Origin of the sequence: Chondromyces apiculatus DSM 436 (genome assembly GCF_000601485.1) — a bacterium.
GTDB lineage: Bacteria > Myxococcota_A > Polyangia > Polyangiales > Polyangiaceae > Chondromyces > Chondromyces apiculatus.
Genome location: NZ_ASRX01000011.1, coordinates 13834 through 27723 on the forward strand (window position 1 = coordinate 13834; position 13890 = coordinate 27723).

Here is a 13890-nt window from a genome sequence, read left to right on the forward strand (position 1 = left end):
TCTGATAATTCTCGGGGGATGCTGCCCTCCCTCGACAGCCTGCGCTGCTTCGTGGCCGCGGCGCGCCTGCTCAACTTCCGGGCCGCGGCGCGCGCGGTGGCGCTCAGCCCCGCGGCGCTCGGCCAGCGCATCCGCGAGCTGGAGGAGGGGATGGGGGCGAGCCTCTTCCGCCGGTCGACGCGCTCGGTGTCGCTGACGCAGGCAGGTCTGGCGTTCCTCCCGGCGGCGGAGCGCTGCCTGGAGGCGGCGCGCGACTGCGTGCGGGCGGCGCGCGGGGAGACGGGGCCGCCTCCCATGGAGATCACCATCGGCACCCGGCACGAGCTGGGGATGAGCTGGATCCTCCCCCAGCTCGACAAGCTCTCCGAGGCGTTTCCCACGCTCGACGTGAGCCTCTACTTCGGCTCGGGCGCAGATCTCTTGCTGCGGGTGCGGTCCCTGGAGATCGACTGCGCGGTGACCTCCTCGCGGATCACGGACCCCAAGCTCGACGCCGCACGTCTCCACCGCGAGGACTACGTGTTCGTGGGGTCCCGAGCCCTCCTCAAGGAGCGGCCTCTGTCGCGCGAGGCCCACGCGGAAGGCCACACCCTCCTCGACGACAGCCGCGACCTTCCCCTCTTCCGCTACTGGCGCGACGCGCCCGGCGGCGGCGATCGCCTGCGCTTCAAGAAGATCGTGTGCCTCGGCGGCATCGGTGCCATCCGCGCCCGGGTCCTTTCCGGGGCGGGCGTGGCCGTGCTGCCGGTGTACCTCGTCGAGCGGGACCTCGCGGCCCGCACGCTCCGGCCCATCTTCCCCGAGGTGACGCCGCTTCACGACTGGTTCCGGCTGGTCTTCCGCGCCGACGACAGCAAGCGCTCCGTGTACGAGGGGCTCGCGGCCCGGTTCCTCGAAGTGCCGCTCGTCTGAGTCTCCACGAGGGGACCCGCATCCCCTCGCCCCGTCGGGAGTGAATCCCGACAGGGCCCCACTCCCCTCGAACCGCTCTTGCCAGCCGCCACGCAGCGCCCTTGGCAAGGCGTCGCGCCCTGGGTTTCCCTGGAGCCGAGCGGCTGAAGCGCTTCTCGACAGTCCACAAAAGGAAAAGGGGCGCCCACCACGCAGTGCCGTGGTGGCGCCCCTCGACTCCGCGTGAGCGGCTCAGGTCCCCTTGAAGTCGAGGCCCTTCAGGTTCTGGGTGACGAAGTCCCAGTTCACGAGGCTGTTCAGGAAGGTGTCGATGTACTTGGGGCGGGCGTTCCGGTAGTCGATGTAATAGGCGTGCTCCCACACGTCGATGGTGAGCAGCGCCTTCTGGCCGTGCTTGAGGGGCAGGTCGGCGTTGCCGGTCTTGGTGATGGAGAGCTTGTCGCCGGTGAGCACGAGCCACGCCCAGCCCGAGCCGAACTGGGTGGTCGCCGCCTGCGCGAACTCCTCGCGGAACTTGTCGAAGCCGCCGAAGTCGCGCTTGATCGCGTCGGCGATGTCGCCCGTGGGCTCCCCGCCGCCACCGGGCTTCATGCAGTGCCAGTAGAAGGTGTGGTTCCAGACCTGGGCCGCGTTGTTGAAGAGGCCACCCTCGGCCGTCTTGATGATCTCCACGAGCGAGCCATGGTCAGGCTTGCCTTCGAGGAGCTTGTTCAGGTTGGTGACGTAGGCCTGGTGATGCTTGCCGTGGTGGTACTCGAGGGTCTCGGCAGAGATGTGGGGCGCGAGCGCGTCCTTCGCGTAGGGGAGCTCGGGAAGGGTAAACGGCATGGGATGGTCTCCTTGAAAGTGAGTATCAACAACGCGCACGGGACGCGCATGAGCTGCTGGTGCCAGCGAAACGACCCTAGATCACTACGTCAGTCGTGGGTGGTTCCGTGCCAATAGATTGTCCGGAGTCCAACGCGGTTGCCCTCGGCATGACGAATGTCGCCGTCGGAGCGCGTCGTGCCTGGAAATGCTGTGCTGGACGGCCCCCGAAGCCTCGCCGAACCGCAGTGATGCGTACGGGAAACTCCGATGCTGTGAGCTTCAGGGCGGGTCGCCGTGCCGGTGCACGAGCGCGACCGCGGTGGCGAGGGAGCTGTCGGCGAGGGAGACGGCGCGCGCGATCGGGAACGCGGCGACTGCGAGGTCACGGAGGACGTGGCCCGGCGGCACCTCGACGAAGAGGCGCGCCCCCGTCTCGACGAGGAGGTTCACCGCATCGTGCCAGCGCACGGGGAAGGCGAGGTTCGTGGCGAGGTCGGCCCGGATGACCTCCGGGTCGCGCGTCCCGCGGCCCCCGCGGTTGGTGACGTACGGGACGCGAGGGGCCATCACGGTCGTGTGCGCGAGGAAGCTGCCGAGGTCCGTGGCAACATCTGCGAGGAGTGGACAATGCGAGGGTACGCCGACGCTGAGGCGCACCGCGCGGTGTGCGCCGGTCGTGCGCGCCTCGGCGACGGCGCGGTCGAGCCCTGCGTGGGAGCCGGCGACGACGATATGGCGCGGGGCATTGACGATGGCCAGGTAGACCGGCGCCTCGGGCGTGGCGATGGCTTCCGTCAGCGCCTTGACCTCGGGCTCGTTCAGGCCGAGCAGCGAAGCGAGCCCGTAGCCCGTGGGGAAGGCGGCTGCCATGCGCTCGGCGCGGTACTTCACGGCCACGAGCGCCGCCCCGAAATCGAGCGCCCCGCAGATGACGGCCGCCGTGAAGGCGCCCACCGAGAGCCCGGCCGCAGCGTTGGGGAGGGCTCCCTCGGCCGCGAGCGCGCGCGCCGCTGCCACGCCGGCCGTGACGGTGCCGAGCTGCATGGCGACGGTGGGATGAAGGTCCGAGGCGCGCGGAAGGCCGCGGACGTCCAGGCCGAGGACCGCGCTGGCCTCGGCGAGGGTCGCCGCGACCGCCGGGTGGTCGGGGAGCTTGTCGAGCATGCCGGGCGTCTGTACGCCCTGGCCTGGGCAGAGAAAGGCAACGGTCACTTCGGCACTCTCATCGCCGGGGGAAGGGGTCTGTCGGTCACCAACGGGCCGTTTGCAGCGGAGGAGAGGGGTCCGTCAGTCATCGATGTCCCCTTTAGCCTCTTCTGGCACGGATGGACCAGTCCGACTTCTTCACCTGGCGCTACACCGATCCAGGGGCGGGCCTGGGGAACCGTGTACTAGCATCCAGAACGGAGAGGGATGACGGGTCCTCAGGGGGCAGATGGAGGGGGCGGCGAGGCGTCAGGGGCGCTGGGGTGTGCATCGCGGAGCGCCGCCGCGGGCGCTGCGCCGCGCGCAGGAGGGTGAGCGATGGCCGAGACCGAGCTGAGTCGCATGCAGTCGGAGGTACAGGGGAGCTTCACGGACATCCCGGCAGGCAGCACGGTGCAGCCATGCCCCTCGTGGATCGAGCTGCGCTTCGTGCCGAAGCCGATGCCCGAGCCCGCACCGTCCGAGCCGGGGAGCGGGGAGCAGACCTTCAAGGACAGGTATCTCTGGGTGCTGAAGGTGAACGGGTCGAAGCACGGCGACGGGAAGCTCGACATGCGGAAGGGGAGCGTGATCCGCTATGACGATCTGCCCTGCGGGACGTGCTCGATCGAGATCGACTTCCCGAGCTTCGGGTCGGGCGTGCGCGCTTTCTGGCGCAAGGACTGGCCGAGCCACGTCACCGTGAAGAAGGTCGAGTTCAAGGACCTCAAGACGGGGATGGTGCACATCTTCGACATCATCAACGAGCTGCGGGCCGTCGCGGAGTACATGGCCGCCGAGATGAAGAACAACGCGGCGAGCGGCCACGCCTGGTTCATGAGCGCGCAGAACACCGCAGGACAGGTGCCCGGGGTCGGTGCGCTGAACAAGGGTGCCGCGCTGGCCCACTGGACCGAGAGGGTGGCGCCAGGGAGGCCCTGGGACCACAAGCCTCACTTCACGTCGCAGAAGATCGGCGAGACGAAGCCCGGGAGCTGGCACACGTGGGGAGAATGGGAGTACTTCCTCGATGCCTGGTCCAACATTCACTACGGCTACGTGGGGCGCGCGGCGGGGTTCTCGCGCGACACGCTGCTCCTCGGCGCCAACGCGCAGCAGCTCGTTCACAGCGTGACCGGCGGGGGGACCACCGGAGGCGATCCCGAGCAGGACGCGCTCGCCATCAAGATGGGCAGCGACATGTACGATCAGGGGGCGACCATCACCCCGGAGCTGCTCATCGAGAAGGTGGTGCGGACGCCGCAGTTCGACAGGCGCCCCCACAGCTACGAGAGCGCGACCGGCGCCGGGGATCAGGCGACGCTCCGGAAACGTTGAGGCAGCGACGCGGCGGTTCAGGCGTCGGGGGCAGGGCGCCGGGGCGCGGTCTCGCGGGATGGGCTAGGATGGGCCGAGAGGCCCGATGAAGGTCCACAAGGAGCAGCTCGAAGCGCTGGGGCGCATGGAGTCGGAGGCCTACGAGGAGAGGCTGGTGGGGTTCCTGCGGCGCACGGTGACCCGCGCGCGGGCGGCAGGCGCGGCGGAGGTCGAGGCGCGGGTGCGGGTGGACGTGGGCGAGGCGAGGGCGCTGGGGCTGTCGACGGAGCGGCAGATCGCGGCCTACGTGGCGGCGTGGTGGGTGCTCGGGGAGGGCTTCGCGGAGAGGTTCCCGGCGATCGGGGAGGCGCTCGCGGACGAGGGGTGCTCGGCTGACGAGAAGGCGCAGGTGCTGCTCGCTCACCTGGATGGGAAGGCGCAGAAAGGAGGCGCGTGAGCCATGGCGGAGGACGCGGGGGGCCAGGGAGCCGGCGTCGGGGCGGGCATAAGGCAGCATCGGCAACCTGCGCTCGTGGCATACGTGGGGGGAATGGGAGTACTGCTTCGACGTCTGGTCCAACATTCATTACGGCTATGTGGGCCGCGCCGCTGGATTCGACAGGCAGACGTTGATCGACGGGTCGAACCGCTCGTCATGGCGGGACACCGGGGGAATGACGAGGCTCAGGACAACGCCTCGATGAACCCGGGAATGGATCTGTACGACAATGGGGCGGAGATCACGCCAGAGCGCCTGATCAGGGAGATCGAATCGAACGCCGGCTTCGACAGGCGTCCCCACAGCTACGCGAGCGCGATCGGTCCACCGCCCTCCATCAAGAAGCGGTGATGCGCGAGGATCGGTGAGGTCGCGGCTGCCGCTGGTCGCCTCGCCGGGAAGTGATGGTGAGGCGACGTTGCCACCAGGGCCGCGCTTGCCGTTGCGCTTCGGAAGGATCTCGGCTGTCCTCGTCGGCTCATGCCTGCTCCGAACGATGCCGAGGCTCCCAAGGGCGCGCGCGACGAGGATGAAGAGGACGCCGCCAGCGACGACGCTGCCAGCGACGACGACGTCCTCGACGAGGGCGACGCTGCCAGCGACGAGGGCGACGCTGGCAGAGAAGACGCTGGCAGCGAGGACGCTGGCAGCGACGACGATGACGACCTCGACGAAGACGATGACGTCCTCGGCGAGGACGACGACGCCGGCAAAGACGCCGACGCGGGCAAGGGCAGAGGCGCCGGCGAGGACGAGGGCGAGGACGAGGGCGAGGATGAGGGCGAGGGGAAGAGAGGGGGGGCGCAGCGGACGACGCGGGTGCTCTTGCTCGTGCAGGAGCGGTTCGATGGGACGTGCGTGATGGCGCCGGCGGCGGCGCCGGGGCTGGCGAGCCTCGGGGCGGAGGAAGAGGCGCGGGCGGAGCAGGAGCTGTTTCTGCGGGAGTACCTGCGCCGGGCGCGGCCGGAGCTGGTGTCGCGGCTGTCGCTGCCAGAGGGGACGCGGCTCGTGGAGGTGGGGGTGCCGGTGCCGCGGGAGGAGCTGCCGCGGAAGCTGCAGAACGAGACGCCCGTGGATTTCGGGTGCGTGGTGGTGCCGGCGACGGGAGGGGATGCGTGGGTGATGGTGCCGGCCGTGGGGCACACGTTCTACGTGGAGCGGCGGGAGGTGCTGGAAGAGGCGGCGCGGCACGAGGTGCGGCGGCTGCTGGCGTCACAGGAGCTGTCGGCGTGGGAGGTGCGGGGGCTCTTGCCCGCCCGGGAGACGCGGCTCGAAGCGGTGGAGATCCCGCTGGAGAGCGTAGTGAAGGTGGGCAAGGGGGGGACGCGGGCGGAGGAGATCGCGCGGAGGGCGCGGCGGCTGAAGGCGGTGCAGGCGCTGGAGGGGGCGGCGACGGCAATGCACGCGGAGGGGCGGTTCGGGCCGCCGCCACTCGCAGGGAGGGAGGCGGAGCTCGGGCGGCTCGTGGCGTTGCTGTCGGGGAAGGAGCGGCTCGGGGTGCTGCTCGTGGGGCCGGAGGGATCGGGGAAGAGCGCGCTGATGCGGGAGGCAGTGCACCGGGTGGGGCGGCCGGTGTTCGCGACGAGCGGGGCGCAGCTCATCGCGGGGATGAGCGGGTTCGGGGCGTGGCAGGAGCGGGTGTTCGAGGTGATGGAAGGGGCGCGGGAGCTGGATGCGGTGCTCTACGTGGAGCACCTGGAGGACCTGCTCTCGACGCGGGGAGAGGAGGGAGGGGCTGACCTCGGGGGGGCGATGCGGCAGTTCCTGGAGGACGGGAAGGTGCGGTTCGTGGCGGAGGTGCGGGAGGACAGGCTCGACGCGCTGGAGTCGAAGCACTGGGCGTTCTTCGCGGCGCTGAGCCGGATCCAGGTGGCGGCGCTCTCGACGGGGGTGACGCGGGAGGCGCTGGTGAAGCGGGTGGAGCACGATGCTCGGGCGGATACGCTGAAGCCGCAGCTCGCGGTGGAGGCGATCCCGGCGCTGATCGAGCTGTGCGAGCGGTACCTGCCGTACGCGGCGTTTCCGGGGAAGGCGGTGCGGCTCTACGAGGACCTGCAGGCGCTGCGCGAGAAGGAGCAGGGGCCGGGGGGGACGGCGATCACGCTGGGGCGGGAGGACGTGTACGAGGCGTTCTCGCTGAGGACCGGGGTGCCAGCGTTCCTCCTGCGCGAGGACGTGGCGCTGCGGGTGGAGGAGATCGGCGCGCGGCTGTCTCGGTCGGTGATCGGGCAGGAGCAGGCGGTGCGGGCGCTGGCGGAGACGATCGCGGTGGTGAAGGCGGGGCTGCAACCGGCGGGGAAGCCGCTGTCGACGTTCCTGTTCGTGGGGCCGACGGGGGTGGGGAAGACGGAGCTCGGGCGGGCGCTGGCGGAGCTTCTGTTCGGGTCCGCGGAGCGGATGGCGCGCTTCGACATGAGCGAGTTCATGACGCCGGACGCGGCGGATCGGTTGATCCGGGGGACGGACCGGGACGCGGGGCTGCTCACGAGTCGGGTGCGGGAGCAGCCATTCTGCGTGATCTTGCTCGACGAGATCGAGAAGGCACACCCGGCGGTGTTCGATCTGCTGCTGCAGGTGTGCGGTGAGGGGAGGCTCTCGGACGCGCGGGGGAGGACGGCGTACTTCCACAACGCGATCGTGATCATGACCTCGAACCTGGGGGCGGGGGAGCGGCGGGGGACGTCGGGGTTCCTGGGGGGCGGGGTGGATCTGGAGGGGCACTACCGGCGCGCGGTGGACGCGACGTTCAGGCCGGAGATGGTGAACCGCATCGACCGGATCGTGGCCTTCAGGCCGCTGTCGCGGGGCGAGGTGGTGAAGGTGGCGGGGGTGCTCGCGGAGCGGCTGGGGGCGCGGCGGGGGCTGGTGGAGAGCGGGGCGGGGCTGTCGGTGAGCGCGCAGGCGCTCGGGAAGCTGGCGGAGGACGGGTTCTCGGAGGTGTACGGGGCGCGGGCGCTGCGGCGACACCTGGAGGAGCACCTGGTAGCGCCGGTGGCGCGGGCGCTCGCGGGGCTGGGGAGCGCGGGGCGCGACGTGGTCGTGGAGGTGACGGAGGCGGGGGAGGTGCGCGAGGGGCACGGGGGGGACGTCGTGCACCGCGCGGTGTCGGGGGCGATCGAGGTCGTGGTGCGGAGGCGGGGGCGGGCGAAGGGGTCGCAGCAGGGGTTCGGGTTCGAGGAGGTGAGCCAGATCCGGCGCGAGGTGGACGGGTGGATGGCGCTCGGTCCGGTGATGGAGCTGAAGGACCAGATGGACTTTCTGCTGACGCAGCTCAACCTGGAGGAGCGGGGCCGGGCGCGGGGGCGGAAGGGGAAGGCGCAGGAGGCGTCGCGGGCGCGGCCGGGGGAGATCGCGGCGATGCACGCGGAGCACCACCGGCTGCAGGTGCTGTGGGAACAGCTCACGAAGGCGCAGGACGAGGTGCGCGCGGTGGAGGAGCTGGCGATGATGGCGCTCTTCGAGGGGGAGCCGCTGCAGCCCTTCGTGCGGGAGACGCGGGTGGCGCAGTTGAAGATGCGGCGGGTATTGCCGCGGGCGATGACGGCGCTCCTGCCGCAGCGCGATGCGATCACCCTGATGTTCGAGGAGCTGGACGCGGGGGCGTTCAACGTGTGGCTCGTGCCGCTGCTGAAGGCGCTGGAGGAGCGGAGATGGAGCGCGCAGCTCCACCTGGATGGGGACAAGGTGCGGCCGGACGACCCGCCGTGGCCTCCGGCCCGGCGGTGGGGGCCGCCGCGGAGTGTGGGGGAGGCGCTGGAGGCGCTGGCGCAGCCGAAGCGGTCGTTCAGGAACGTGCTGTTCCGCTGCCGCGGGGCGTACGCGGCGGCGTTCCTGGCGCTGGAGGTGGGGCTGCACCGGGTGGTGATGCCCCAGGGGGAGGCACCGGACGGGGCAGAGGACGATCGGGTGCACGTGAACGTGCAGCTCGTGGGGTTCGCGGCGGACATCCGGGAGGCGGAGTGGGAGCACAGACTCTTGAGGCCCCCGGCCCCGGGGGGGGCGGCGGGGCGGCGGAGAGGGGCCGCGGTGCGGGAGCAGAACCAGCCGGAGAGCACGGTGTCGGTCGCGGGCAAGCGCGGGCAGGTGGCGATGGTGACGGACCTGGTATGGGACCGGCTGGAGGAGGTGGCGCTCACGCATCTGCTGCTCCTGGAGGATCCAGACAGCGGGCTCGATCGTGACGAGGTGTACCTGCCGTCCAGGAACGCGACGGCGAACGCGACGGCGGAGGACGCCGGGTCCAGGGGGACGAGGTAGCCATGCACTTCCTGGTGCCGCTGTTCGAGCGGGTGATGGCGGGTGGCTACGGGTGCACGACGCTGGGGCTCGGGCCGCTGACGCGCGCGCACGAGGGGGCGAACGCGCACCGGGTGCAGCGCAAGCTGGTGGAGGCGCTGCAGGAAGCGTTCGCGAAGTACCCGGCGGCGGAGCTTTCGCGGGTGCAGATGGCGACGGGGATCCGGCTGGAGCGGGTGCGGCTGGAGCTTCAGGTCGGGGGCGCGGATCGTCGGAAGGTGTCGGGGGTGTTCCCGGTGGTGCTGGAGCCGCGGTGGGCGTCGGACGAGGCGCAGGTGATGCTGGCGTACCACCCGGAGCGGCAGGACGAGGCGGTGGCGATGGACATGGAGGCGCCGCTGGAGGGGCAGCTCCGGGCGCTGTTCCAGCACGCGTGGGGAGGCCTCGGGGAGGAGGAGGTGGGGGCCCTGATGAGCCGGGGAAAGGAGCGGGTGTCCGCGGTGGGGTTCACGTGCTCGCCGCGGTCGGCGCTGGACGATCTGCCCCGGAACCTGCGGGAGGATCCGGGGCAGGATCCTGCATGGCGGCACAAGCGGAAGCGGTCGCTGGAGGTGCTGCCGGGGGTGGGGGTGAACCTGACCGCGCGGGCGGCGTCGGGGAGCCTGGACGTGGGGGTGCCGCGGGCGCCGCTGCGGGAGCAGCTCGCGCACTTGCTGGGGGCGGCGCGGCCGCAGCCGGTGCTGGTGGTGGGGGCGCCGGGGAGCGGGAAGTCGACGCTCATCCAGCGGGCGGTGCTCGATCTGCTGGAGGCCGATGGGTACTTCACGCACCGGAACCTCGATCGGGTGCGGGGGGTGTGGCAGGTGGCGGGGCGGCGGCTCCTCGCAGGGATGAGCCACCTCGGGGAGTGGGAGAAGCGGTGCGTGGGGCTGCTCGAAGACGCGATCGGGCGGAACCTGGTGCTGGTGGTGGACGACGTGCACCACTTCGCGCGGCTCGGGCAGTCGCGGGAGAGCACGCGGTCGCTGGCGGAGTTCTTCCGGGGACCGCTGGCGCGGCGAGAGCTGACCATCGTGGGGGAGTGCACGCTGGAGGGGCTGCGCTTGCTGGAGCAGGAGGCGCCGTCGTTCGCGGCGCTGTTCACCCAGCTCCACGTGCCGGAGGCGACGCGCGCGGAGTCGCTGCAGCTCATGCTGCGGGAGGCGCGGGCGCTGGAGCAGCGGCGGCCGGTGCGGGTGACGCCCCACGCGCTGCGGGCGATCCTCGACGTGGGCGGGGCGCTGATCTCGTCGCGGGCGCTGCCCGGGAAGGCGATGGACCTGCTGCGCGACCTGGAGGCGGCGCAGGTGGAGGGCGAGGACAAGGGCGAGGGCGAGGCGAAGCGGGCGGAGGTGGGGACGGCCCAGGTGATGCGGCTCCTCTCCGCGAAGACGGGGGTGCCCGAGTCGCTGATCGATCAGAGCGCGGCGCTGTCGCTGGAGGGGGTGGAGGCGCAGCTCGCGGCGCAGGTGATCGGTCAGCCCGAGGCGGTGCGGGTGGCGGTGGACCTCCTGGCGCGGGTGAAGGCGGGGATGACCGATCCGCGCCGGCCTTACGGGGTGTACCTGTTCACGGGGCCGACGGGGACGGGGAAGACGGAGATGGCGAAGGCGCTGGCGACGCTTCTCTACGGGAGCGCGTCGCGGCTCCTGCGCTTCGACATGAGCGAGCTGAGCGGGCCCGACGCGCCGGCGCGGCTGATCGGGGACCGGTGGGAGCCGGACGGGCTGCTGACGCGGCGGGCGCAGGAGCAGCCGTTCTCGCTGATCTTGCTCGACGAGATCGAGAAGGCGCACCGGTCGGTGCACGCGCTGCTCCTGCAGCTCTTCGAGGACGGGCGGCTCACCGACGCGGCAGGGAGGACGGCGCGGTTCAACCACGCGGTGATCGTGATGACCTCGAACCTGGGGGCGCGGACGCGGGGCGCGCTGGGGTTCGGGGAGGGTGGGTCGGCGACGCGCTCGGCCGCGGCAGCGGAGGCGCGGATGAAGGAGGTGGCGGCTGCCGTGCGGGAGTTCTTCGCGCCGGAGCTGTTCAACCGGATCGATCGGGTGGTGCCGTTCCGGCCGCTGAGCGCGGAGGTGGCGGTGGCGGTGGCCGACAAGGAGCTGAAGAAGCTGCTCCGGCGGCGGGGGCTGTCGGAGCGGAACATCTTCGCGAGCGCGACAGCCGGGGTGCCCGAGAAGCTGTCGGAGGTGGCGTTCTCGGCAGAGGACGGGGCGCGCTCGGTGAAGCGGGCCATCGAGGACCGGATCGGGGGTCTGCTGTCGGAAGCGATCGCAGGGGCGTCAGCGGCAGCGATGCAGCTCCTGCGGGTGAAGACGCGCGGCGAGGGGTTCGCGCTGGACCGGCAGGTGCTGGAGGAGGCGCCGCCCGCAGCGGCGCGGTGGGCAATCGAGCCGTTGCTCAAGGCGCCGCTCGGGGTGCTGGCAGGAGCGCTCGGGGCGCTGTCGGGGCGGATGGAGGCGCTCGTGCAAGGGAAGGCGCTCGGGTGGCTGTCGGCGCGGATCCAGCACCACCTGGGCGCGCACCGGCAGGGGCTGGAGGAGCGGGCGCAGGGAGAGCGGGCGCAGGAAGGGGGCGGGGACGATGGGGGAGCCGAGGCGCACGCGCTGGCGGCCGTGGAGCACGCCGAGGCGGTGTTCAACCTGGACGCGATGCGGGCGGCAGTGACGGCGTTCCACGGGCAGGTGGAGCGTTACCGGCGGCGGATCGAGGGTGATGTGGAGGCGGAGCACATGACCCTGGAGGCGCGGCGCTTCGGGTATCTGGCGCGCGAGGACGAGGACTCGCGGTCGCGGGTGCGGCTGTTCCACACGAGCCAGCTCGAACCGCTGGAGCGGGCGCCGACGCGGCACGAGGTGCTGGAGGCGCTGGCGGAGGGGTACGCGCTGGAGCGGGCGCTGGTGAAGGTGGACGAGCCGGGGCAGCACGCGATCTTGATCGAGCTGGTGCCGGCAGGAGAGCGGGAGCGCAGGTCGCCGGGGACGGGACCCGGCCTGCTGGAGGCGCTGGTGTACGCGTACGTGAAGGCGCGCGGCGAGGTGGAGGGGTGGGCGGCGTACACGGAACGAGGCGATCTGGTGGCGAGCCCGAACGTGGCGGAGCTGCCCCGGCCGGAGGAGTACTTCGCCTGGAGGCTGGAGGTGGTGGTGGTGGGGGTGGTGGGGCTGTGCGTGCGCGATTTCTTCGAGCTGGAGAGCGGGACGCACGTGTGGACGTCGCTGGGGCGCGGGCCGGAGCTGGTGCGGGTGCGGGTGTGGGCCGCGGGCGCGGGGGAGACGCCGAGGTCCGCGGTCGAGGCGCACCTCGCGCGGCGAGCGGTGTTCGACGAGGCGGCGCGGGTCGGGGGGGAGCTGCCGGAGGACCCGCGGGCGCTCGGGCCGGTGGTGCGGTCGATCCGCTTCGATCCGCCGGAGCAGAAGGGGAGGACGGCGGCGATCGACATCGAGGATTACGCGATGGGGTACGCGGAGACGGCCGAGGTGCAGTCGATACAGCAGGGGCTGGAGCCGCTGTGGCTGCTGCGAAGGACGCGGGAGGAGGTGGGGTGAGGCTTGACCTGCCAGGCTGCGGCTTGCTCTCCTCGGCGGCGTGAGTGAGCGTTCCTACCCGTCGCTGCGCATCGCGCGGCTCGTGATCTCGAACTTCCGGACGTTCCACGGGCCCACGGAGATCCTGCTTTCGTCCGGCGGGGTAGCGGACGAGATGCCGGTGTTCCACGGGGGGAACGGAGCAGGGAAGTCGAACGCGATCGCGGCCATCGAGCTGTTTTTTCAGGCAGCCCACTACTGGCTCAACGCCCGTCTCCAAACAGCCGGTTCCATAGGACAGCCACAGCACATCCGCGTCCCATGGGACAGTTCGCAGCCTTTTCGGGTGCGCTCTCGCGACTGGCCCCCGAACATCCGCGAATCGCAGTTCATCGAACTAGGTTTTGCGGACGGCGGCTGCTTCAGGATGGTTTTCATGCCAGCCGGAAACGATGTCGTTCTGCGCTTGGAAGTCCCCGACAGCCATGGCCAGATGAAGGTGCTGTACGAGGATGAACGCACCAATCACTATAAGGAGATTGCCCGACTTATAGGTCGGTTCGCAACGCCGAGGGGACCGGGAAGCCAGCCGCTTGCGCACATGGACGCAAGACGCCGCGAGGATCCTAACGTGATTCATGGCGCGCCAGGAAGCCCACTGTCTTCGACGTTGCTTGTGCGCCTTGTGGAGCTTTCGACTTCATTGAATCCTCAGGACACAGAACGGTGGCGAGCGTTCGTCGAACTGGGTGGGCGTCTTGGATCACTCCGTGGTCGAGAGATGTACGTCATGCGGACGGAGCAAGGCGTCGATCTGCGTTTCGAGATCCGAGGCCGCCAGATCCTGCGTTACACGGAACTCAGTTCGGGTGAGCAGCAATTTCTCGCGATGTGCGCCGCCATCGTCACGTCACGGGCATCCATCGTCGCTCTTGAGGAACCGGAGATCAGCCTGCACCCCGACAACCAGGAGCTGATGCGCGACGTCCTGCTCGAACAGGTTCGCAGCGGTCTCGTCGACCAGATCCTTCTTGAGAGCCACGTTCCTGTCTTCGATGGGCCGGAAGTCATCCGGTTCCGTCGCTCCGAACAGGGGGCTACAGAGGTGAGCCGGGAGCCCAGCAGGCCAAAGGACGCGGACCTGAGCGCACAAGCGCGCGAAGCTGGCGCCAAGAAAGAGTGGGTCACCAGCGACGGCTACACGCGACTTCCAAAGGAGATGAGGAGCGATCTGGGGCTCCAGACAGGGGGCTACCTGTGGTTCCTGCGACCAACGCCTGAACGACAGTGGGAAGCCTGGACCGCCGATCAGCTCGACGGGAGGTTCGGCTGGAAGGATGAAGAGCAGGAGAAGTGAGC

At 70.7% G+C, this 13890-nt stretch carries 10 protein-coding genes; 8 read left to right on the forward strand and 2 right to left on the reverse strand.

Annotation, left to right across the window (positions count from 1 at the left end; translation table 11 throughout):
* Nucleotides 1-18: 18 nt before the first annotated feature.
* Nucleotides 19-912, forward strand: a complete 894-nt coding sequence (locus CAP_RS07890; protein WP_044238067.1) for a LysR family transcriptional regulator — start codon at nt 19-21, stop codon at nt 910-912.
* A gap of 231 nt (nt 913-1143) precedes the next feature.
* On the opposite strand, the gene CAP_RS07895 is transcribed toward CAP_RS07890, so the two are convergent.
* A complete protein-coding gene (locus CAP_RS07895; RefSeq protein WP_044238069.1) occupies nt 1144-1740 on the reverse strand; it encodes a superoxide dismutase in 597 nt (198 codons plus the stop codon).
* 261 nt (nt 1741-2001) lie between these two features.
* The gene (locus CAP_RS07900) at nt 2002-2934 is read right to left on the reverse strand and encodes an ACP S-malonyltransferase (protein WP_081864674.1); all 933 of its coding nucleotides are present in this window, start codon (nt 2932-2934) and stop codon (nt 2002-2004) included.
* 312 nt (nt 2935-3246) lie between these two features.
* On the opposite strand from CAP_RS07900, the gene CAP_RS07905 reads away from it, so the two are divergent.
* The 7 genes from CAP_RS07905 to CAP_RS47740 all read left to right on the forward strand — a co-directional run bounded on the left by CAP_RS07905 (nt 3247) and on the right by CAP_RS47740 (nt 13888).
* A complete protein-coding gene (locus tag CAP_RS07905; protein ID WP_044238073.1) occupies nt 3247-4245 on the forward strand; it encodes a polymorphic toxin type 44 domain-containing protein in 999 nt (332 codons plus the stop codon).
* Between the two features lie 85 nt (nt 4246-4330).
* Nucleotides 4331-4681: a hypothetical protein gene (locus tag CAP_RS07910; RefSeq protein WP_044238074.1), complete on the forward strand. Its 351-nt coding sequence runs from the start codon at nt 4331-4333 to the stop codon at nt 4679-4681.
* 67 nt (nt 4682-4748) lie between these two features.
* A complete protein-coding gene (locus CAP_RS55665; RefSeq protein ID WP_370865971.1) occupies nt 4749-4928 on the forward strand; it encodes a polymorphic toxin type 44 domain-containing protein in 180 nt (59 codons plus the stop codon).
* Entirely contained in the window at nt 4880-5074 is a 195-nt protein-coding gene (locus CAP_RS50015) for a hypothetical protein (RefSeq protein WP_044238076.1), read from the forward strand. Before CAP_RS55665 ends, CAP_RS50015 begins: the two co-directional genes overlap by 49 nt.
* Nucleotides 5075-5203: 129 nt before the next feature.
* Nucleotides 5204-8980 (forward strand): AAA family ATPase, encoded by a 3777-nt coding sequence (locus CAP_RS54885; RefSeq protein WP_052374475.1) that lies wholly within the window; start codon nt 5204-5206, stop codon nt 8978-8980.
* A gap of 2 nt (nt 8981-8982) precedes the next feature.
* Nucleotides 8983-12552: an AAA family ATPase gene (locus tag CAP_RS54890; RefSeq protein ID WP_052374476.1), complete on the forward strand. Its 3570-nt coding sequence runs from the start codon at nt 8983-8985 to the stop codon at nt 12550-12552.
* 40 nt (nt 12553-12592) lie between these two features.
* Nucleotides 12593-13888 carry an AAA family ATPase gene (locus CAP_RS47740; RefSeq protein ID WP_081864676.1) on the forward strand — a complete coding sequence of 432 codons (1296 nt, stop codon included), beginning with the start codon at nt 12593-12595 and terminating at the stop codon, nt 13886-13888.
* Nucleotides 13889-13890: the final 2 nt, after the last annotated feature.